General features: G+C 37.1%; 19 protein-coding genes and 1 pseudogene. 10 read left to right on the top strand and 10 right to left on the bottom strand.

Features of this window, described 5'->3' with window-relative positions:
• Positions 1–3 precede the first annotated feature (3 nt).
• The gene (locus CUC15_RS05165; protein WP_114915646.1) at positions 4–993 is read right to left on the bottom strand and encodes a diaminopimelate dehydrogenase; all 990 of its coding nucleotides are present in this window, start codon (positions 991–993) and stop codon (positions 4–6) included.
• 495 nt (positions 994–1,488) lie between these two features.
• Here CUC15_RS05165 and CUC15_RS05160 point away from each other — a divergent pair, with 495 nt between their 5' ends.
• Positions 1,489–2,364, top strand: a complete 876-nt coding sequence (locus tag CUC15_RS05160; RefSeq protein WP_114915645.1) for an ATP-binding protein — start codon at positions 1,489–1,491, stop codon at positions 2,362–2,364.
• A 100-nt stretch (positions 2,365–2,464) separates the two neighbouring features.
• On the top strand, positions 2,465–4,378 hold the full coding sequence (locus CUC15_RS05155; protein WP_114915644.1) for a vWA domain-containing protein: 1,914 nt from the start codon (positions 2,465–2,467) through the stop codon (positions 4,376–4,378).
• A gap of 133 nt (positions 4,379–4,511) precedes the next feature.
• Here the strand turns inward: CUC15_RS05155 and speD are convergent, their stop codons facing one another.
• Both speD and pdxR read right to left on the bottom strand, forming a co-directional pair.
• Positions 4,512–4,946, bottom strand: a complete 435-nt coding sequence (speD, locus tag CUC15_RS05150) for an adenosylmethionine decarboxylase (RefSeq protein WP_114915643.1) — start codon at positions 4,944–4,946, stop codon at positions 4,512–4,514.
• A 37-nt stretch (positions 4,947–4,983) separates the two neighbouring features.
• Positions 4,984–6,390: a MocR-like pyridoxine biosynthesis transcription factor PdxR gene (gene pdxR, locus CUC15_RS05145; protein WP_114915642.1), complete on the bottom strand. Its 1,407-nt coding sequence runs from the start codon at positions 6,388–6,390 to the stop codon at positions 4,984–4,986.
• 126 nt (positions 6,391–6,516) lie between these two features.
• On the opposite strand from pdxR, the gene pdxS reads away from it, so the two are divergent.
• The gene (gene pdxS, locus CUC15_RS05140) at positions 6,517–7,404 is read left to right on the top strand and encodes a pyridoxal 5'-phosphate synthase lyase subunit PdxS (protein WP_114915641.1); all 888 of its coding nucleotides are present in this window, start codon (positions 6,517–6,519) and stop codon (positions 7,402–7,404) included.
• 3 nt (positions 7,405–7,407) lie between these two features.
• A complete protein-coding gene (locus CUC15_RS05135) occupies positions 7,408–8,193 on the top strand; it encodes an SDR family NAD(P)-dependent oxidoreductase (protein WP_242985953.1) in 786 nt (261 codons plus the stop codon).
• Between the two features lie 83 nt (positions 8,194–8,276).
• On the opposite strand, the gene CUC15_RS05130 is transcribed toward CUC15_RS05135, so the two are convergent.
• The 5 genes from CUC15_RS05130 to CUC15_RS05110 form a co-directional block, all read right to left on the bottom strand.
• Complete coding sequence (locus CUC15_RS05130) at positions 8,277–9,011, bottom strand: ABC transporter permease (protein ID WP_114915640.1); 735 nt, start codon at positions 9,009–9,011, stop codon at positions 8,277–8,279.
• 1 nt (position 9,012) lies between these two features.
• Positions 9,013–9,915: an ABC transporter ATP-binding protein gene (locus tag CUC15_RS05125; protein ID WP_114915639.1), complete on the bottom strand. Its 903-nt coding sequence runs from the start codon at positions 9,913–9,915 to the stop codon at positions 9,013–9,015.
• 340 nt (positions 9,916–10,255) lie between these two features.
• Positions 10,256–10,555 (bottom strand): hypothetical protein, encoded by a 300-nt coding sequence (locus tag CUC15_RS05120; protein WP_114915638.1) that lies wholly within the window; start codon positions 10,553–10,555, stop codon positions 10,256–10,258.
• Between the two features lie 221 nt (positions 10,556–10,776).
• The gene (locus tag CUC15_RS05115; protein WP_114918386.1) at positions 10,777–11,073 is read right to left on the bottom strand and encodes a DNA-binding protein; all 297 of its coding nucleotides are present in this window, start codon (positions 11,071–11,073) and stop codon (positions 10,777–10,779) included.
• 85 nt (positions 11,074–11,158) lie between these two features.
• Positions 11,159–12,427 (bottom strand): hypothetical protein, encoded by a 1,269-nt coding sequence (locus tag CUC15_RS05110; protein WP_114915637.1) that lies wholly within the window; start codon positions 12,425–12,427, stop codon positions 11,159–11,161.
• A gap of 291 nt (positions 12,428–12,718) precedes the next feature.
• Here CUC15_RS05110 and CUC15_RS05105 point away from each other — a divergent pair, with 291 nt between their 5' ends.
• From CUC15_RS05105 to CUC15_RS05090, 4 genes are all read left to right on the top strand, one after another.
• The gene (locus CUC15_RS05105; protein WP_114915636.1) at positions 12,719–15,778 is read left to right on the top strand and encodes an efflux RND transporter permease subunit; all 3,060 of its coding nucleotides are present in this window, start codon (positions 12,719–12,721) and stop codon (positions 15,776–15,778) included.
• Positions 15,779–15,916: 138 nt separating this feature from the next.
• Positions 15,917–16,627, top strand: coding sequence for a response regulator transcription factor (locus CUC15_RS05100; RefSeq protein ID WP_114918385.1), 711 nt, complete (start codon positions 15,917–15,919; stop codon positions 16,625–16,627).
• Positions 16,624–18,075, top strand: coding sequence for a HAMP domain-containing sensor histidine kinase (locus CUC15_RS05095; RefSeq protein ID WP_114915635.1), 1,452 nt, complete (start codon positions 16,624–16,626; stop codon positions 18,073–18,075). The genes CUC15_RS05100 and CUC15_RS05095 overlap by 4 nt, the downstream gene beginning before the upstream one ends.
• Before the next feature lie 74 nt (positions 18,076–18,149).
• On the top strand, positions 18,150–19,163 hold the full coding sequence (locus tag CUC15_RS05090) for a LolA family protein (protein ID WP_114915634.1): 1,014 nt from the start codon (positions 18,150–18,152) through the stop codon (positions 19,161–19,163).
• A 79-nt stretch (positions 19,164–19,242) separates the two neighbouring features.
• On the opposite strand, the gene CUC15_RS05085 is transcribed toward CUC15_RS05090, so the two are convergent.
• On the bottom strand, positions 19,243–19,782 hold the full coding sequence (locus CUC15_RS05085; RefSeq protein ID WP_114915633.1) for a TetR/AcrR family transcriptional regulator: 540 nt from the start codon (positions 19,780–19,782) through the stop codon (positions 19,243–19,245).
• 185 nt (positions 19,783–19,967) lie between these two features.
• Here CUC15_RS05085 and CUC15_RS05080 point away from each other — a divergent pair, with 185 nt between their 5' ends.
• On the top strand, positions 19,968–20,528 hold the full coding sequence (locus CUC15_RS05080; protein ID WP_114915632.1) for an NADPH-dependent FMN reductase: 561 nt from the start codon (positions 19,968–19,970) through the stop codon (positions 20,526–20,528).
• Positions 20,529–20,675: 147 nt separating this feature from the next.
• Entirely contained in the window at positions 20,676–20,981 is a 306-nt protein-coding gene (locus CUC15_RS05075; protein WP_114915631.1) for a monooxygenase, read from the top strand.
• A 72-nt stretch (positions 20,982–21,053) separates the two neighbouring features.
• Here the strand turns inward: CUC15_RS05075 and CUC15_RS20815 are convergent.
• Positions 21,054–21,572, bottom strand: a pseudogene (locus tag CUC15_RS20815) (nucleoside/nucleotide kinase family protein).
• Positions 21,573–21,601 lie beyond the last annotated feature (29 nt).

Here is a 21,601-nt window from a genome sequence, read left to right as displayed (position 1 = left end):
ATCTTACAATAAATCCCTTCTCAAATCTTCTGCAGATCTTGGTGATAAATAAATCGGTGGCACATCGAATACTGTTTTAGCTCCTGCTTGTCCCTCTTTGTGCAAGCGATATGCTGCTCTCGCATATGCCACAAGAACACTAGCTGTAAATTCCGGATTGCTACCGAGCTTAAGTGAGAATTCGATAATTTGTTTGTTTTGATCCGCACCTGTTTCCCCGCCACGAATAACGAACCCGCCATGTGGTGCTGCTGAATGCTCAGCCTTTAATACTTCTTCCGTAATAAAGTTTACCTCTGTATCATAGTCTGCAAAATAGTTTGGCATCGTCTTAATTTCATTTTCAATTTTTGCTTGGTCCGCACCTTCTTCAGCGACGATATAGCATACTCGGCGATGCTTTTCAGCTGTTGTTAATTCAGGATTTACCCCACTGCGAACTTTTTCAATTGCCGCATCAGCTGGGATTGTGTATTGTACGCCGTCCTTCACACCATTCACTCTGCGTACTGCATCCGAATGCCCTTGACTTAAACCCTTGCCCCAGAACGTGTAATTTTCACCTTGTGGGATAATTGCTTCTGCCATTAAACGATTAATTGAGAATAAACCTGGATCCCAGCCAACAGAAATAATGCTGATTTTGCCACTTTCTTTCGCCACAGCATCAACCGAACTAAAATATTCAGGAATCTTCGCATGTGTATCATAGCTATCTATCGTGTTAAATAGTTTCGCAAGTTCCGGTCCTTGTTCTGGTAGATCTGTTGCAGATCCCCCACATAATATCATCACATCGATTTTCTCTTGATAATCTTCAACTTTTGAAATATGTACAACTTCAACATTTGCTTCATCTATTTTTAGGCTTTCAGGTGACCGTCTTGTAAAAATAGCAATAAGCTCCATATCTGCTGATTTCTTAATTGCTTCAACTGTACCTCTACCAAGGTTACCATAGCCAACAATTCCTATTCTAATTTGCTTGTTCATACTTACCCCTCCATGATCTTAAGCTTGTGTATTATCATACTACACTTTTTTTCCAATCGTCACAATGTTCAATTCTTCATTAGAGTACATTTTTCTGCATGATCGTTTAATTCACATAGGAAACTAATCCTATAGGCGCTTTTAACAACAAACATCATCTAAATGAGACAAAATAAAAATGCTGATTATAGAGTATGTCTCTTCCATTGCAATAGATTACGCACAAACCAAGCGGAGGATAAACACGGAGACTCCTCGAAAATAAAGGACGATTTGTCTGATTGCGATGTAACGCTTCGAAGCCTTCCTTGTCCTACGGGGAGAAGAGCCTAGGTGAAACTTCGAAGTGCGACAGCACATGAAGGCTCAACAGCTCCCTTAGGATGCGCGTAGTGTATTTCCGGAGCGACTGGCCAGAAAGCGACATATAGCAATAAAGATTCTTTGTTATTTTCGTCAAAAAAGCTTACAATATGACATGGAAGGAGCGTTACAATGCACATAAATTATCAACTACCAGAGAACATAAAAGAACTATTAAATACAAAACGAAACGAAGTAAAACCAGCATTTGCAGAATTAATCCGACAAGGTGGCTATGTTCCACCACATATGGATTTACTAATCGATGCAATATCGATTTTAAGTATGGGAAAAAATATTCTATTAAAAGGACCAACAGGCGCTGGTAAAACCAAGTTCGCTGAGACATTATCCTACCTGTTCAATCAACCAATGTTCAGTGTCAACTGTTCCGTGGATTTGGACGCAGAAAGCTTGCTCGGATTTAAAACCTTAGCATACGAAGATAAGAAACAAGTAATTGAATTCGTTCCAGGTCCCGTGATCAATGCAATGACGAGTGGGACTTTATTATATATCGATGAAATAAACATGGCGAAACCAGAGACATTGCCACTAATTAATGGCGTGCTTGATTACCGAAGAACGATTACTAACCCTTTCACAAACGAAGTGATTACTGCTAAAGAAGGCTTTGGTGTGGTTGCAGCGATTAATGAAGGATACATTGGAACCGTACCACTTAATGAAGCATTGAAAAACAGATTTATTGTGATTGAAGTTCCTTATATTGAAGGCGAACAATTAAGGAATTTAATTCAGACCAATACAAGACTAACCAATGAAAAAACAATCGAATTATTTGTCAAGTTATCAAGCGATCTCGTAACTGCTGTTTCACAAGGAAAGCTTTCTGAGGATGCAGCATCGATTCGTGCATTACTTGATGCATGCGATCTGAGCTCCATTATCCCAGCAAAACGAGCAATTCTCCGCTCTATTGTCGATAAGTTAGACGAAGAGAGAGAAAGAGAATTTGTAATGAATTTGACAGAAACGTTATTTTAGAAAACTTGGCAGTCACCAGCCTTTCGGTGACTGCCTTATTGCACTTTTGTAGTAAGTAAGTTTTTATACTTAATTGACTACCTAGATAGGAGGATACTAGATGTATCGTTTTCATGATAATTCACGAGTGGACACAAATATTTTCTTACAGCTGCAGGATTTATCGACTGTATTGTCCGGTGATCCTGATATAAATTTCGAATATAATTTTGGATCGTTTATTGATGTTATCAATCATAAGGTTACTGCAAGCCGCTTCTGGGACACTGCGAATGAGGCAGCAAAGGAAGCTGGTCATAAATCGGATCTATATTTACGAACAATTGGCACATTACATTATTCTAATGTCCGAGTGATGCAGCATTACTTAGATAGCATAGCTGAAGCAGCGATGCCTAAGTTTGCGGCACAATTATTTACACTGCTCGAAGATATCCGACTTGAAGAAAAGGTAAAGCAAGAGCGGCCTGGCACAACGAAGCTATTTACAATCCGGAGAGATTACCTTAGGCATTATTTTGAAACACAGTTAGATACGAATGTCACAAGAAGCTTTGCGACAGATGAGTTGTTTTGCCTCATTTATTTACTTATACAATCGAATAGTCCAGATCCTAATTTTCCAAGGGCGAATGACCGACAGCTAGAACAATTGGAGCGAATCAAAGCTCTTTTATATACGTTATATGAAGCGGAAAACACAAGCGACATCACGAATATTTGTGAGAAAATCGTCTTTCAAGTAAGCAGAGATTATGATGACTCGATTAACGAATATTTTATTTTTCCTGTAGCACATATCGAGCAATTTAATCGGAATACGTTATTCGATGAGCTTATTCGGAAAGATGATTTAGTGAATGATGATGAAGAAGATGTTCCAGACGATCAGGGTGAATATATTGATGAGAAATTTTCTACCTGGCATCGTGAGAATAAAAATGGAGAGTCGAACCAGACCTTCTTGCAATTTGAATTGGATCAAGGTACGAAAACTAGTCTAATTGGGGATGGCGCGAGGGAAGCACAGGATGCAGACCAAGCAATGGCTCAGATTCAAGGCGCTTCTGGTGAAAGCAAACAAAACGACTATTCGAAGCTTGAATCCTTAGAGAAAAAGGATACGAGTCAAGGAAACCAAAGTGAGAGTAAATACGGCGAGGAAAATAATGAAGCTGTCAAGATCATAAAACACGCTGAAACACCGACATATGAAGATGAAAAACTCTATCAAGCAAATGTTCAGGAAATCGAAGCATATAAGCGGAAGCTCGCAAATACAATTGAAAAAACATTGGAGCATAAACGAAATGCTCCACGTAAGGATTTAGTTTTTGGCCGCTTGTCGAAAAAATTACTACCTGTAGTGATTGATGAGAATCCGCGAATTTTTTATAAAAAGAACCAGGAATCCAAAGAGATTGACGCGGTATTCACATTATTAGTAGATTGCTCTGCATCAATGCATGGAAAAATGGCAGAAACCAAAAAAGGGATTATCTTATTCCATGAAGTACTCAATTACTTGAAGATTCCACATTCAATCATTGGCTTTTGGGAGGATGCTAACGATGTGACAGAAGGCTACCAGCCGAATTACTTCCATATCGTTAACGCTCATACCGATTCCTTCTATCAAAATTATGGCGCAAGAATTATGCAACTAGAACCGCAGGAAGATAATCGGGATGGCTTTAGTATTCGAGTCATTACTGAAGAATTAGCTGCAAGAAGAGAGAAGCACAAGTTTCTTCTTGTATTTTCAGACGGGGAACCTGCAGCAGCCAATTATGATCAAAATGGAATCATTGATACACACTTAGCCGTATCAGAAGCACGCAAGAAAAATATCGATGTTATCGGGATGTTCCTTGCAGATGGTGAAGTAAAGGAACGAGAAGACATGACGATGAAAAACATCTATGGAAAAGAGCGTCTCATGATACCAAGTGTCTCGGAACTACCAGAGCACTTTGCCCCACTTCTAAAGAAACTATTATTAAAAACGATTTAAAAAGAAACGCAGCGAAAGTTACTGCGTTTCTTTTTTTGTTTACCCGGAAAACATATCCAAAATTGCAATGCTGCAGTAGCAAGCCCCGACTATTCAGAGTAAATCCCGATTGTTTCATAAAGAGATCAAAAGATTATCCTTCACTCTTTTCCATCTCTATCTTCTCTGGTTTTTTATTATCCCGCTGATTTGCAAACTGTTTTATTTTTCCAGCTATTCCACGAGGTATTTCCATTAACTCTGTTTTCTTTGCCTGCAATTTAACCGATAAGTAATCGGCTGCCTTGCTCGGATCAACCTCATCACCGCAAGTATACACATCCACCGATGCAAAATCATATTCTGGCCAAGTATGGATTGTTAGATGGGATTCAGCAATAATGACCGCACCAGAAACACCATATGGATTAAAATGATGAAATACAGATTCCACTACCCTTGCTCCTGCATGGTCGGCTGCTTCTCGCATATATTGTTCGATTAATCCATTATTTTCAATAATTTCCGTCGTGCAGCCATAATACTCGATTAATACATGTCTTCCTAGCGCTAGGTTTTTTAAATCCACAGCTTCATCTCATTTCCTTGTACAATTTGGGTTTTTATTAATGGTTGAGGATACCCCAATTTTCTAGCAGAAGGTTGATTGCTAGCTCTAATTCTTCTTCTGGTATTCCGGCAAATCCTAAGATTATTTTCGGCGGATTTTCAACCTTTTTCTCTATTGAATAGGAAGATAGTGGATAGATCTTAATTTTGGCAGCAGCTGCCTTTTCAACTAATTCCTGCTCTGTCATACCATTTCGAACGACAAAGACGATATGTAAACCAGACTGTCCCCCTATCACCGAAACTTTTTCTTGATAAGGTTTTAACAAATCGACGGTTCGATCTAATTTCCGTCGATAGATCTTTCGCATGCGGTTTAGATGCCGTTCAAAATCACCTTGTTTCATGAAGGTGGCTAAAATATGTTGATCGATTCTTGAGACGGAACAATTGATGTAGGATAACTTTTCCTTATAGCTTTGGAGCAAACGATTCGGCAACACCATATAGCTAATTCTTAGTGAAGGGATTAGCGATTTAGAAAAGCTTCCTAAATATATTACCTTCTCTGCCTGGTCCATACTTTGCAATGATGGGATCGTTTTTCCACTATACCGGAATTCACTATCATAATCGTCTTCGATAATATATCGGTTATCTGCACCTAATGCCCAGTTTAATAGTTTAACACGACGATTGACAGATAGCACAGAACCGTATGGGAAATGATGGGATGGTGTGGCATAGACAATATTTATTGCTGATTTCTCTATCTGCTCTACCTTCACTCCCTCTCCATCCACTGCTAGTGGGAACACTTTATTCGGATGACTTTCCAATATTTGCGAAATCACATGATACCCTGGATCCTCTACACCGTATATCGTTTCATTTCCTAATAATAGCACGAGCTGCTGCAGAAGAATTTCAATTCCAGCACCAATGATAATCTCATCTGGTGTACAGCGGACGCCCCTTGCATGATATAAATAATTTGCAATTTCTTGGCGCAGCTCGTACTCCCCTTGCATATCACCGAGTAATAATAAGCGATGATGTTCCATGTCAATCGCATTTTTTGCATATTTACGCCACTTTGCAAATGGAAAATTTTCAGTATCAATTCTGCTGGGATGAAAATTATATACAAACGCCTCTTCATTTTCATACAAATGATTGGAACTGGCATCGACCGTTTTCACGTATTGTAAATCCTCATATGCAAGCACGAAATACCCTTTTCGAGCCACACCCTCAATATATCCTTCCGCGATCAATTGATCATAGGCAGTTTCCACTGTATTTTGGCTAATTTTTAAATACTCGGATAGTCTCCGCTTCGATGGCAGCTTTGAATTATATGCTAAGCGCCCCTCTGTGATTTCATGTTTAATGTATCCATACAATTGTTCATACAAAGGTACATCACTTTTTCGATTTAAATTACAAGCAAGCATTTCCAAATTAATATCACCTCTTACTGACCTCATCAATATTACTAATCTGACACTTTTAACCAAGTCACTTACTTACTATAATAAGTTATATTCAGAAAAATGCAATGATTAATTTAGATTGGAGTGAAGAAATTGGTAAATACATTCGAAACAGATGCATTAAGTAAGGAATTCATTCAAATTAAAAAAGGTGGCGTCATCATGGATGTCATCAATGCAGAGCAAGCAAAAATAGCTGAGGCTGCAGGAGCTGTTGCTGTTATGGCATTGGAAAGAGTTCCTTCAGATATTCGCGCTGCAGGCGGAGTTGCTCGTATGGCAAACCCGAGAATCATTGAAGAAGTAGTGAATGCTGTTTCAATTCCAGTAATGGCAAAGGCACGAATCGGTCACATCGTTGAAGCAAAAGTACTGGAAGCGATGGGCATTGATTATATCGATGAAAGTGAAGTATTAACACCTGCAGATGAGGAATTTCATCTGCTGAAGAGCCAATATTCCGTTCCATTTGTTTGCGGCTGCCGTGATTTAGGCGAAGCTGCCCGCCGAATTGGCGAAGGAGCTTCCATGCTTCGTACGAAGGGTGAGCCAGGAACTGGTAATATTGTTGAAGCTGTACGTCATATTCGCAAAGTAAATGCACAGGTTCGAAAAGTCACCTTAATGAGCGATGATGAGTTGATGACCGAAGCAAAAAATCTCGGTGCACCATATGAGATATTAAAGCAAATCAAACATGAAGGTAAATTGCCTGTAACTAACTTTGCAGCAGGTGGAGTTGCAACTCCCGCTGATGCTGCTTTAATGATGGAGTTAGGTGCTGATGGTGTATTTGTAGGTTCCGGCATCTTCAAATCCGAGGATCCTGAGAAATTCGCGAACGCAATTGTCCGTGCAACGGAAAATTACCAAGACTACGATTTAATTGCCAAGCTTTCAAAAGAACTTGGAAGCGCAATGAAGGGAATCGATATCGCTAAGCTTCCTGCTGAAGAGAGAATGCAAGAGCGCGGATGGTAAGCGGTGCCTGTCACTCCCCGAGTTTTGACTAGTTTTGAAGACAAAGTTGCAATCGTAACAGGTGCAGCTATGGGTATGGGCGAAGCGACAGCAAGACTATTTGCAGAGGCAAAAGCAAAGGTTATCATTGCAGATTTTAACGAGGAAAAAGGGAATGAAGTAGCAGAATCAATAAAAGCTTCAGGTGGACAAGCTGCTTTTGTCAAAGTAGATATCTCAAAATCTGAAGACGTACAAGCAATGGTGAAATTCGCAGTTGATACATTCGGCAGATTGGATGTGGCAGTAAATAATGCTGCATTAACTCCAGATGACAAGCCAGTGGCAGAATTTGATGAGGATTACTGGAACCGCTTAATTTCTGTAGACTTAACTGGTACTGCTCTTTGCTTGAAATATGAGATTAAGCAATTAGAAAAGCAAGGAAATGGTGGTTCGATTATTAACATTTCCTCCGTAAGTGGGTTCCGTCCACAACCAAAAAACATTGCATATGTTGCAGCAAAACATGGCGTGGTAGGCATGACAAAAGTTGCAGCAATGGAATATGGTCCACAAAATATTCGCGTAAACTCTGTAGCACCAGGCGCAATTGATACTCCGATGCTCCGCGGTGCATTAGAACAATTTGGTTTCACAGCAGAAGAATATGCTCCACAATTAAGCCTATTGAACCGATTCGGTGATCCAAAAGAGATCGCGCAAGCAAGTCTATGGCTAGCTTCTGACGCATCTTCCTATGTCACTGGAACAACAATACATGCCGATGCGGGTTATACTTCACGATAGAAAAAAAGGGGTACGAGTCTTTATAGATTCGTATCCCCTTTTTTTAGATTATCACGAATAAACTGTAACTCATGTTAATTAATTCAGTTCTCCTGTTTTCCTCTGATATATGTAGCAAGCAGCATAAAAACAATTAAATAACATAGTAAAATAACAAAGCTTTTCCAATCAGGCGTGTTTCCAGAAATGATTTCCCAAGCACCACTGGCAAAATGATAGGATGGCAACCACTCTGCGGCATTTTGTAAGAATTCAGGGAATGTCCGGATTGGCATCCACATTCCACCCAGAATAGCCAATGCTAAATATATTATATTACTGACTCCACCAGCAGTTTCAACTTTTTTCATCGTTCCTACTAATGAACCTAAAGCTAAAAAAGGGACAGAAGCGATTAGTATCCACAATGCTGAGAATATCCACTGACCAATTGTCAGTGAAACATCATTGATGAGAAATCCTGCAATAAAGACAATGGTAATGGATAGGACGTGCATCATGAGTTGACCAAACATTTTTGATGTGAAGTATGCCCAAGAAGGAAATGGAGTAAGTTTCATGAATGTAGACCAGCCTTCTGTTTGCTCTTGTACCATACGAATACCAAAGTTCATAATAGCGGAGCCCATTACACTAAACGTCGTCATAGACATTAAGTAATATGCTTGCCACTCTTCTTGATTTGGTACACCGGTGTTTACGATATTCGTAAATATAAAATAAAATAGGATCGGCATGAATAATGTCCAGAATACAAAATATGGATTACGGAAAATGCGCAACAACTCAAACTTACATTGGCTCATGATCGCATTCATCTTATATTGCCTCCTTGCTTCCCGATGTTAAATGTTCAAATACTTCCTCTAAACGACCCTGTTCAATAGCAATATCGTTTGCATCTACTCCATGACGGAAAATTCCCGCTATTACTGCATCCGTATTACTAGTTACAACGTAGATCCGGCCGTCTTTTTCATAACATCTAATGACGTCATCAAAAGATTGCAGCAATCCGATAACTTCTTTGTCGTCTGTTTGAAAGGATACACTTCGAGTAGCAATGTTGCGCTTGATTTCATCTGGTTTCCCATCAGTAATTATCTCCCCGTTATTAAAGAGGATAATTCGTTCAGAAAAATCATCTGCCTCTTGAAGATAATGCGTCGTAAAAATAATTGTTTTTCCTTGTAATTTTAAGATTTCAACTCTTTCCCAGAAATTCCTTCTTGCAGTTATATCAAGTCCAACGGTTGGCTCATCGAAAAAAATTAAATCAGGATTTCCTGCAAGCGCGAGCGCAAACCCTAATCTTCTTTTTTGACCACCTGATAACTTATTCGCCCTTTTTTTCAACTCATCTTCTTTAAATCCAGTTAATGCTATAAGCTCTTCCATTGAAAGTGGCGAAGTATAGTAACTCCTAAACATTTCAATGAATTCCCGTACCTTCAGCATATCGAGGACACTAGTTTCCTGTAACATTGCCCCAATTCGATTACGCACCGCTATTTCTTTCGGACTTTTATCAAAAACTTTTACAGTTCCACTGGTTGGTTCCAATAAGCCAAGCATCATGGAAATAGTCGTTGTTTTCCCAGCACCATTTGGACCTAAAATAGCTACTGTCGTTCCCTTTTCAATCGTGAGCGAGACACCATTAACTGCGGTTTTCTTACCAAATTTTTTTGTTACTTGTTCCAACTTAACTATATTCTCCACTCGTTCAACCTCCACAATTATTATAATTTAATATTAACACAGAATTTTCAAATAATAAATAAAGGCACAACTATTAATTAAGGGATGTACCAGCTTCATTGATCATTACCAATAATCCATTCACCTTTTTTTATCATTTGAAATGTTGTTAATCAAACCAATGTCAAAAAGGTTGTACTAATATGATTTTTTTAATAAATAATACCGATATGAGTGAAGTTTTTGAAGCCTTTTTATGGTAATTCTTTCTTTTACGTCAGCTGAAAGTTTGCTATCACTGTTCACTGTTCATGAAATCAGAGTTAGCTGTTGGAATAAGGCTTATGATAATAAATTCTGCCTAGCTCAATAAAGAAGACAATACAAATGGTGAAAAAATTAATAATACAGACACTAGAACTAACGTTATTGAAACCTTTTTTGATAACTTATTTCTACCATTTCCTTTATACCACCCTGAAAATTGCAATTTATTTCGATACAAAACGAAGATCAATACGAATATAGCGATTGCACCAAGCCACGAATACGGTTTTGCTTCCCCATTCATAGAGTAGATGTTTCCGATAATCAGCCAACCTACCCCACCAAGAATACCCATGATAAAAATGACACGAAGTAATTCTAATAATGTTCTCACAACCTTCCACCTACCTTGAGAAACTATATTTTTTGTACCATTATTATCGCTTGCGAGTCCTAAATCCAAAGATGATTGTGTTCATGCACATATTTCGATGCCTCTACTCTACCAACTTTTTATTATATAAATCTAATAGTTCTATATAGATCTGTCCTTCAATCTCAATTAAACCTAATTTTCTCATGATTAAATGCTTCCCTAATCTGCCTGCAGGAGATTTACTCACCTAAATCTAATAGCCATTTACGCAATTTAGCTTTTGGATAGTAAACCTTGCCGTTAATCATGATGTGCGGAATGTCTGAATGCTCTTGAATTAAAGATTTTGCATCTTCCTTCGATATCCCCATAAAATAATGTACATCATTCTCCTTAATTAGTTCATGCTCATCATCATCATCTAAGGAATCAATGAGCGTTTTCGCATCCGAATTATTAAAATTTCTCAATCCGTCCCCAATACAATAACCAGCAACAGCAATTCCTATAGCAAGCCAAATAAAATCAAACTCCATGATGCTTTCCTCCCTAGTAAAGGTTAGTATAATAACAATCTTTTCTATCATTTTTTTATCCACACCTAGCTTACCTGTCATATAACTATAAATCTTCTAATCGAACAACTTCTCCATTTATGGCATCCACCCCATATTGACAATCTAATTTCCCACATAATATATATTGTTTCTGTTCAAAATCATAGACATAATAAGGTTTCATTTCAAGTAGATGTTGGATTTTTTCATATGCTTCTTCTTTTAATATTGACACTTTCTCGGCTTCTTCAAATTCATCAAACGTCGCTAACATCAGTTTATTATCGATATAATTCAAGACTTTAAGCCGCCTTGCATCAATCATGATCTTTATTTTCCTTTGAAATATATGATTATTTTGATGCGTAGCACTTAGAATGGCATGAATATAGCCTTTATCACGATGTAATGTTTTCAGCTTCCATTTTCCGGAGTCATCCCTATACTTCTGCCGTAAAAAATCTTTGACCGCTACTATACACTTTTCTTGTTCTTGCTCTGTTATAGGTAATGAATCAGGACTTGGTTCATTAGAAAACGCTTGTGCTGCAGTTACATCTTCAGTCCAATTTATCTTTATTCCGTCAAACGGTTTATCAAGTGGACTATCCCAATATACAGATTCGTTCACCTTCAAATATGACCTTACATTGACAATAAACTCAAAGGGTATTGTAGATGCTTGATCATTCGTAATATAAATTTCCTCTATTCCATAAACAGGAAAGAATCGCTGGTGTTCACGCGAAGGGAGTTCAATCAATTTTAATTGTTCTTTCACTATAGGGGTTACATTTTCAAGGGAGAGAGAAAAAACTTCCCCTTTTATCATTTCTTTAGCAGGAAACTGGCCATGTATTGTAAACAATGTGAGCCTGCCTCCTTGATCAAATCTTATTTCAATAAAACCATAAGGAGAAGCGGCAATACCGTCGATACATTCCTTAAAGTACAATCCGCCTTCCACTTCTTTATCAAATTCGAATTGTTCTCCGTACGTAATTCTCGCTTCCTGTTCAATCCATTTGATAACCTCTTCCCTGTCAAAATTGTTAAACCTCAGCCCATTTGCAAAGGTCTTACCACCTACGAAAATAACTTTTTCTATTTTATGGCTATTCAATTCAATATCAATAACCGCTGTTCCTTCTGGGTTGGAATCATTGTTTTCAAGTTTCGATATATGATTTGGAAACCATTCCATACTTAGTAAATAGATAGTCTCATTGTAAATGTTTACATTTCTATATAGGCTATGCCTGGCTAAATAATAATTATCCAATCTAAATTTTAGTTTTGTAGAATCGATTAATTGTTTTATTCTGCTATCCATTGCATTTCACCTCGGTGCATCTTTTACAGTACTGGTTACATTAATACAGTATGTTTCTATTGATCCTTTTTAATATATAGTTCCGTCATAATTTTACCATATAGAACGCATTCTTTTTACAATTGTTTATCTAAGCCCCAAGACCTATAGAAAAATATATCTACCGCACGATTTCAAAGGCACGTAAATAATTTATTATAAATTTGTAAATTAAGCGAATTTACAGATAAATATTGATATACTTATAAAGCTAATTTACAAATACAAGTTAAGAATGGGAGAAGAGCGGCAATGATGAAATCAATTATTCGATTCAGTATGAAAAATGGTGTGGCTTTATTTCTAGTTGTATTCCTTATGGTTGCTGGAGGTATCTATGCTTTAAAGGAGATAAATATTGAGAAGTATCCTAGTGTAGATATCCCGTATATAACGGTTGTTATTCCGTATCCAGGTGCTTCACCAGAGCAGTCCATGAAGGAGATTGGTGAACCTGTTGAAAGAGAACTTCTGAATCTGGATGGTGTAGAGAATGTATATACAGACGGAGTAGCAAATGCGGTATATGCAACACTCGAATTTGATATGTCTACTGATATGGAGGAAGCGGAGCAAACTGTCAGGGCAAGTGTTGACAAAGTTCGATTACCTGAATTAGCTGAAGATCCGTTGTACTATCTATCTGGACCTGAACCTGACCCTACCATTTTCTCGATGGGTATATATGCAGAAGAAAGTCAGGATAATGTTCAACAATATGTAGAGGAAGAAATCATTCCAAGGATAGAAGTCATTGAAGGGGTAAGTGAAGTTGTAGTAGGTGGTACAGGAGATTCAACGGTTTCGATTCAGCTTTTGCCTGAGGAACTAAAAGAAAAAGGAATTACGCTTGATGATGTAAAAACAGCGATATCCGCAAATAATTTGACTATCCCAACTGGTGATATTTCTGTTGGAGATAAAGTGCTGCCAGTTCGTGTTAGTAAAGAGCTAGAATCTATTGCAGATGTTGAAAACATTCAGTTATTCACGCAGAAGATAACTTCCCCTGCTGCAGCACCAGAACTTGAATCCGTAACTTTAAGTGAAATTGCCAACGTATCCTATGAAAATGAAAATACGAGTAATTTTACGCGCATCAATGGAGAACCCGGGGTCAGTTTTGGAATTATAGCAGAGGGTGGAGCGAATACAGTAGAGATAGTTGAGCAAGCAAGGGAAGAAATCGAAGCAATTAAACTTCCAGAAGGCTATGAGGCTGAAGTACTTAGAGACCAGTCGATTGAAATTGAAGACTCTGTTTATTCCATGCTTCGAGAGGCATTACTTGGTGCATTGATGGCTGTAATTGTTACATTACTATTCTTGAGAAATATTCGTTCAACAATAATCGCAGTTATTTCCATTCCATTATCCATATTGTCATCTTTAATGTTAATGAATGCGTTAGGCTATACATTAAACATTATGACACTTGCAGGAATTGCAGTTGCAGTTGGCAGAGTTGTAGATGATTCTATAGTAGTTATTGAAAATGTGTTTCGAAGAGTTAGAACGTCCAAGGAACGAGATGAAAAACTAGTCGAAGAAGCTACTGGAGAAGTAGCATCTGCCATTACTTCCTCGACAATTACAACTGTTGCTGTGTTTTTGCCCATGGCATTTGTGCCAGGAATTGTAGGCGGATTCTTTAAACCACTCGCATGGACAATCGTAATTTCACTGTTGATTTCACTTGTTGTCGCAATTACGGTCGTACCGCTTATGTCGAAAACATTTTTATTAAATATGAAGCCTAAGGAACATAAAGAAAATGGATTACAAAAAGGATATCGAAGCAGTTTACAATGGGTGTTAAAACATCGATTTATTACGTTGGCAATAGCATTAGCATTATTAGCAGGTTCAATTGTATTCATTGCTCCCGGACTTGGTACTACGTTTCTACCACAGGAAGAAACGAGCAATTATGATGTTGGTATTACTATGCCAAAAGGAACATCCCCAGAATTGACAAATGAAGCAGCAAGCACTGTAGAAGATATTTTGCTTACAAGTGAGGAAATAGAGCTTGTTAATACAAATGTAAATGGAGAAAACGAAAATGCTTCCATTTCATTTGTTGTAAAAGAATCGGCTAAGGATGTAGAAACTTTTGTGGAGGACTTACGTGATCAATTTGAAAAGATCCCCAATGTTTCATCCATTTCGTTAGCTGGTGTTGGCGGGCTGATTGGTGGAGCAGAGAATCAATACGCACTTGTAGTAAATGGTGCTAACTCAGAAGATATTAAAACTGCAAGTGAGCAAATTGTTGCTAGTTTGCAAGAAGTCGATGGAATGGCGGATGTAACCTCTTCACTAGAAGGTGAAGAGCCTGAGATAGAAATCGAATTAGATGAGAATAAACTTGCTGATCATGGTTTAATGCCAGCTATGGTTGGGCAGAGCCTGCGTTCACTAATTAATGGTGACGTCATCACAACGATGGCAATGGAAGAAGAAAATACGGATGTGATACTCGGATTAAATATGGAGGAAGTAGCTTCCCTTGAAGAACTGGGCAATCAAGAAATTAACAATGATATGGGTGTACCAGTTGCTTTAAATGAGATAGGAGAATTGAAGGAAGTCAATAATCCATCAGCAGTTTCTCATCTAAATACAAATGAATATGTAATGATTACTGGACTAATCACAGATTCAAACACTGGTGATGTTACGACCAGAGTGGATGAGGCGATTTCCAACTTAGATTTACCAGATAGCATTAGCTACTACGAAGAAGGAACATCAGAAGTTATGGCCGATGGTTTTAGAAACTTAGGTCTAGCAATCATCGTCAGTATTTTTCTAGTTTACCTCGTCATGGTTATTGCATTTGGTGAAGGAAAAGCACCTTTTGTCATCCTATTCGCTATTCCGTTTTCTGTTATCGGCTCACTAATTGGATTATTCATTATGCAAGAACCAATTGGAATGCCCGCGATGATTGGGCTGCTCATGCTGAATGGTATAGTAGTTACAAATGCAATTGTTCTAATTGATAAGGTAAAGAAAAACGAAAAAATTGGAATGAAGAAGCATCAAGCCTTAATCGAAGCTGGCGTAGTTCGAATACGACCAATATTGATGACGGCAATTGCCACAGTTGGCGCCTTAATACCAATGGCAATTTCCAGTGAGGCTGGAATCGTTTCTAAATCGCTGGCAGTTGTAGTTATTGGAGGACTTTCCACTTCAACAATACTTACCCTTTTCATCGTACCGGTGCTCTATAGTTTATTTAACCGAGAGAAAAAAGACAAGACAGTTAAAGATGAAGAGGAACATCGATTGAGTGTGATGTAAAATAAAGAATAGTGGGGAGAAAAAACCCCCACTATTTTTTTAGTTTATAATTATTCTGATCAATTATTAAGCAATAATAAACTTTTCGATTTATTTGTTATACATAATTTATACTAGGTTTGGAGAGAGGTAATGTCGATGGAAGAAAAAAGTAAAATACTGATTGTAGAAGACGATTATGAAATTGCGCGCGTTATGAGTGATCATTTACGAGGTGAAGGTTTTCATGTGACATGGGCATCGACAGGGGTTGAGGGATGGGAGGATTTTAAGCAGGATACTTTTTCACTTGTTTTGGTCGATTTAATGCTTCCTGAAATGGATGGATTTACACTATGCAAAACGATTCGACTAGAGAGCGATGTTCCATTAATAATTGTTAGTGCAAAGAATGAAGATGAAAGCAAGATCCTTGGACTTGATCTTGGTGCCGATGATTATTTAACAAAGCCCTTCAGCTTGAAGGAATTAACAGCAAGAGTGAATTCCCACCTTAGGAGGTATAACCGCTATACGGATAAACATCATAACGAGCAAAAGTCCTGTTATAAACATAATCTTGTCATTGATTTTTTGAATGAAGCGGTATTTTTAGATGAGGTGCTACTAACACTTACAGCGAAGGAACGCGATATTCTATTCTTACTTGCAAAGAATCCATTTACAACCTTTGAAAAATCTGAGTTATATGAACACGTTTGGCAATTGAAGAACGTAGAAGGGAATAACACGATAACCGTTCATATAAAAAGTTTGCGAACCAAACTGAAGGATACAAAGCGCACAGCAAAATTTATTCAAACGGTTTGGGGTGTCGGCTATCGGTTTATAGGTGAGCACTTAAGATGAAAATTAAAAATTGGCTTATGATAAGCTACTTCATTGTGATGGTATTGCCTATTGCTGCTTTATATTTTCTTTATGTTAGTCTTAGTCACTATGATCAAAAAATAGATTTTCAAGAATATATGGATTTTCAAGACACAGTCTCTAATATAGAATCCCATCTACTAGATGAATCGCTTTATAAGATTCAGTCTAATAAAAATTACGAGCATCTTGAAAGTCTTGTAAATGACAACTTAAAAATAGACCTATATCGTTATGATGGTTTCCAATTATTCTCTTCTATGGATTTTTCAAATTCTTATTCCAATACAACCAGCGGGGTATTGTATCAAAATGTAAATGAAGTTCAAAAAAGTCCACGGACCTATTCCGTTAAAAAGCTAGTCTTTGATAAGGACAATAGGATAGCTGGAGTTTATGAAATCACGGTTAGTCGTAAGGAATGGATAGAAGCATACAATCGAAATACCATTATTATGATCAGTCTATTCAGTATATTTTTTATAGCTTTATATTCCATTATTATCATTCTATTAAATCGAAAGCTCAATCGCCCCTTACAAGCATTACAAGCACATATGAATGCATTTGCAAAAGGAAAAGAGCTTGAGCAAAGCCTCTCCATTTCTAAGGATGAAATTGGTGAACTAATGATTCATTTTGAGGAAATGAAGTCACAAATTAATCAAACGAAAGATGCACTTGCTGCCCAACAACAGGAAAAGGAATTTATGATTGCCTCTTTATCACATGATTTAAAAACACCTTTAACTGTTATCCGAACGTATTCGGAGGCATTGGAAAATAATAATTTGACGGAGGAAGTACGTCGGGAGTATAAGCTGATTCTCTTTGAAAAGCTAGATCATATGAAACTCATGATTGAAGATCTGGCCTTGTACACTTCGCTGCAGTCTTCTCAAAATAAAATTAATCCTGTTCAGGTGAATGGGAATGAGTTTTTTGACATGTTGTTTTCAGGTTATGAAGAACTTTGCGCTAATAAAGAAATTTCATTAGTAATGCAACAAGAGGTCAAGCATTCCTATTTTCTTGATCCAAAACAAATGATTCGAATTGTCGATAATTTGATGGATAATAGTATTCGCTACACACCTAAAAACGGCACGATTTGGTTGGCGGCCATTTCTTCCAGAAAGCCAATACCAGATTGGATTTTCGGCGAATTTCGTAAAGAACTGGAAGATTGGAGTAAAGAAGGAACAGCCATTTTAATCCAAAATGAAGGGAGAGCTATTCCGAAACTTCAGCTGGATCGAATTTTTCAGCCATTCTATCAGGCGGATAAATCAAGAGGAAAAGGTGCAACATCAGGTTTAGGCTTAAGTATTGCAAAGATAATTATGGAAAGACATGATGGAAAAATAAAAGTATGGTCTGCAGAAAATAAAGGAACTTTAATTGCCTGCTGGCTTAAAGAAAGGTGATAACAATGCAGTTAACATTAAACAAATCAGTAATTATATTAAGTGCTCTGCTACTATTTTTAGGAGGATGTTCCATGAGTATGAGTGCTTCCGCAGAAGAAGTTATCCAAAATGTTATCGAATCGGACAAGAATATGGATGCCTATTACGGCGAGATGGACATGAAAATGTTTGAAGGAGAAGATTTAATCGATCATGTAAAAATTCAAGAATATGTTTCAAAAGAAGGTAAGCGAAAAGTATTAACAGATGACCAGCTAAAGGAATATGAGACAGAATCATTGAATGATGGTGAGAAAGTAATTTTTTTCGATAGAGGGACAGAAGAGGCTTTTGAAATGGATGTTTCAGAAATTGGTATGTTAGCAACATTGAATCCTAAGGAACAATTTAAAATGATGATCGAATCAATGGAGGAAACACATGATTATGAGATAGTTGGCGAAGAAAAGACACTTGGATTTAACACTTACCATGTTCAAGTGAATGCGAAACAAGATGATGGCTTATTAGGAGATATGGAACTATGGGTCGATCAAAAAACATGGTTTGTTATTAAAATGTCATCAGAAACTGGAAATAGTCGTACAGACTTCGAATATACAAAACTAGATTTATCTCCAGAGTTCGAAGAAAATGTTTTTAGCCTTGATATCCCTGATCATATTGATATCGAATCAATTGATGAGAATCTTGCACCAGATACAGTAACAATAGATGATGCAGAAAATGCCTTGGGCAAACCATTTCTCGTATTCCCAGAAGAAATAAGACTCAATAACATGCAAATGTACGATTTCTCAGAAGAATTAGATCGATATGAACTAGAAATGGAATATACCACAAGAGAAGAAGTTCCAATGTTTTTCCTATCTATATTCCCTACTCCCGCTGAAGAAGATATGGAAATCAAACCGGGAGAAATGAAGGTTCGTGATAATAATGCAGAGTATGAAGAACAAATAAATAGCATAATGTGGGACGAAGACGGCTTGAGATATTCCATAATAATCACAAACCCCGATATTACTATCGAAGAAGTAATTGAGCTTACTGAGAAAATGGTTTTGAGTTCTGATTTAAAGTAGTCTCTTCACCAAAAAAACGGTAATAGGAAGTATATTCCTGTTACCGATTTTCTTCAGCAATTGAAATTTAGAGAGGACCTCAATATATAAAAGGAATGGCCAATTTAATATATTCTTCTGGAGATGCCTCACCATTTCTTCTCCATTCAACAGAAGCTCCATAGATTCCCCAACTTAACATAACAGCAGTGACCTTAAGAGATTGCTCATCCTTCGTTGGATGTTGATTACATAACATTTTGTAAAAGATGATTTCAAGCTGTTCCCTAATAATACGGGCAATGGTATCTTCGTATCCCCTATGACAACGATTGGATAATGACTTCTGGAAATTTGTGATCGCCATGAAAATACTAATAATTACTTCTTCATTTAACTCTTCATTCTTATAAAACTCACAATCCAAATTAACTAACAATACTTCTGATAATACCTTTTCCAGCAAGTCATAAATATCTTCAAAATGATAATAGAATGTGGCACGATTAATCATCGCTTCTGTTGTAATATCCTTAACGGTAATATCCTTGAATTCCTTTTCTCCTGAAAGTTCCATAAATGAATCCATAATTAATTTACGAGTACGTAAAATTCGGGGATCCGTCTTTGGCTGAGTCAATTACAAGTCCCTCCTACTTTTTAAACAATTTCTTCATTGTGTTGTATAAACGACAAATCTAATGAACTATTGGTATGAATGACCTTAATTATGTACTAGAATTCAATTGTATAGCAAATATATTATTTTTTAAAGAAATGCTTATTACGCATGCTTTGTAAAACACTTTATTAGGAGGAATTAATTTGGTTAAAATCGGTATTATCACTGGAAGCACAAGAGATGCACGAGTAAATATACAGGTTGCAGAATGGGTTAAATCTATTGCAGATCAAAGAATAGATGTTGAATTTGAATTGGTAGATATTAAAGACTATAATCTGCCAAGATATAATGAGTCTGTACCTGCCATTATGACACAAGATTATCAAACACCGGAAGCAAAAGCTTGGTCGGAAAAAATCAGCGAGCTTGATGGATTTGTTTTTGTCACTCCGGAATATAACAAAAGTATTACCTCTGGGTTGAAAGATGCCATTGATTATTTATATATGGAGTGGAATAATAAAGCAGCTGGAATCGTAAGCTACGGTTCTTCTCTTGGAGTTACTGCAGCTAACAATTTGCGCTTGATTCTAACTGTACCAAAAGTTGCAACTGTAGGCACTCAGCCTGGACTTAGTCTCTTTACGGACTTCGAAAATATGTCAACCTTTAAACCAGCACCGTTCCATGAAGAAACAGTTCAAACTATGCTGAATGAAGTCGTAGCTTGGTCTACTGCATTGAAAACAATTAGAAATTAATTATAAACAGTTATTTAAGCGAGGATCTTTTACTTTCCTCGCTTATATTATATTTTTAAATAATCTATTTCTAGCAAAAACTAGATTAAGCGTGAAGGTATTACTAAGTAATAGACTTATAACTACAGAAACAAAAGGAGAATGAAAATGGCATACGTTTTACAAGTTGATTTCAAAATGAACGGACCGTTCGGAGATGAGATGGCGAATCAATTTTCCAACTTAGCAAAGAGCATCAATGAAGAAGATGGCTTCATGTGGAAAATCTGGACAGAACGTCCTGAAACAAATGAAGCAGGTGGAATTTATATTTTCGAAACAAAAGAAACAGCTGAAAACTATTTAGATATGCATTCTAAAAGGTTAGCCAGCTTTGGAATAACAGATGTAAATGCTAAAGTCTTTGCCATCAATTCTAAACTTACTGATATTACGAATGGTCCAGTAAAATAAAGAAAAACTTCAATCAATGGGAGGGCTCTCCTCCCCCACTTTCACCTTGCATCTCCTACACTATATAACATCTTATCGACTTGAAATTATCTCATATATTCTCTCTTCAATATTAAGTTCCGATAGCGTTCCATCCACAACGAAGTCTGAATTTGGTTTAATCGACTTTATCATTTCAATATAGCCTCTTCTCCCTTGCGATATATAGTTTTTTATTTCAATCAGGATATTTTCAACCGAACTATTTTTAAAATCTCAATAGCTCGACTGCCATTGCAATATCCAACGGAGTATCAATATAAATAGTAAGATCAATGAAATTAGCTATCTTTGAGTCTTATAAGCAAACGGAAAGTCAAGCACAATGTAATCTAGAGATTCTGTAAGCAGCTCTTTTAAATCGCTAATTAGCGGACTCAAGTTCCATTCATCATAATCTGCCCCCCTATCTACCCAGTCGATAATATCGTTGCGACCATCAAATTCATAGTCATCAAAAAGTAGTATTTTAGAGCGCTTTAGTCTCTCATTTAATTGGGTTACAATCGTGGTTTTTCCTGCACCAGATACTCCAGCGATGGAAATGACTATTGGTGCCTTTCTTTTTTCATAATAACCTC

The sequence above is a fragment of the Oceanobacillus zhaokaii genome (assembly GCF_003352005.1).
Taxonomy (GTDB): domain Bacteria; phylum Bacillota; class Bacilli; order Bacillales; family Amphibacillaceae; genus Oceanobacillus; species Oceanobacillus zhaokaii.
The sequence above is the reverse complement of the archived record's forward strand: the minus strand, read 5'-3'. Positions and strand labels throughout refer to the sequence as shown.

Excerpts from the sequence above, each read along its gene's own strand:
- CUC15_RS05165 (WP_114915646.1), bottom strand. The coding sequence starts at position 993 with ATGAACAAGCAAATTAGAATAGGAATTGTTGGCTATGGTAACCTTGGT.
- CUC15_RS05160 (WP_114915645.1), top strand. The coding sequence starts at position 1,489 with ATGCACATAAATTATCAACTACCAGAGAACATAAAAGAACTATTAAAT.
- CUC15_RS05155 (WP_114915644.1), top strand. The coding sequence starts at position 2,465 with ATGTATCGTTTTCATGATAATTCACGAGTGGACACAAATATTTTCTTA.
- CUC15_RS05130 (WP_114915640.1), bottom strand. The coding sequence starts at position 9,011 with ATGAATGCGATCATGAGCCAATGTAAGTTTGAGTTGTTGCGCATTTTC.
- CUC15_RS05115 (WP_114918386.1), bottom strand. The coding sequence starts at position 11,073 with ATGGAGTTTGATTTTATTTGGCTTGCTATAGGAATTGCTGTTGCTGGT.
- CUC15_RS05110 (WP_114915637.1), bottom strand. The coding sequence starts at position 12,427 with ATGGATAGCAGAATAAAACAATTAATCGATTCTACAAAACTAAAATTT.
- CUC15_RS05105 (WP_114915636.1), top strand. The coding sequence starts at position 12,719 with ATGATGAAATCAATTATTCGATTCAGTATGAAAAATGGTGTGGCTTTA.
- CUC15_RS05100 (WP_114918385.1), top strand. The coding sequence starts at position 15,917 with ATGGAAGAAAAAAGTAAAATACTGATTGTAGAAGACGATTATGAAATT.
- CUC15_RS05095 (WP_114915635.1), top strand. The coding sequence starts at position 16,624 with ATGAAAATTAAAAATTGGCTTATGATAAGCTACTTCATTGTGATGGTA.
- CUC15_RS05090 (WP_114915634.1), top strand. The coding sequence starts at position 18,150 with ATGAGTATGAGTGCTTCCGCAGAAGAAGTTATCCAAAATGTTATCGAA.
- CUC15_RS05075 (WP_114915631.1), top strand. The coding sequence starts at position 20,676 with ATGGCATACGTTTTACAAGTTGATTTCAAAATGAACGGACCGTTCGGA.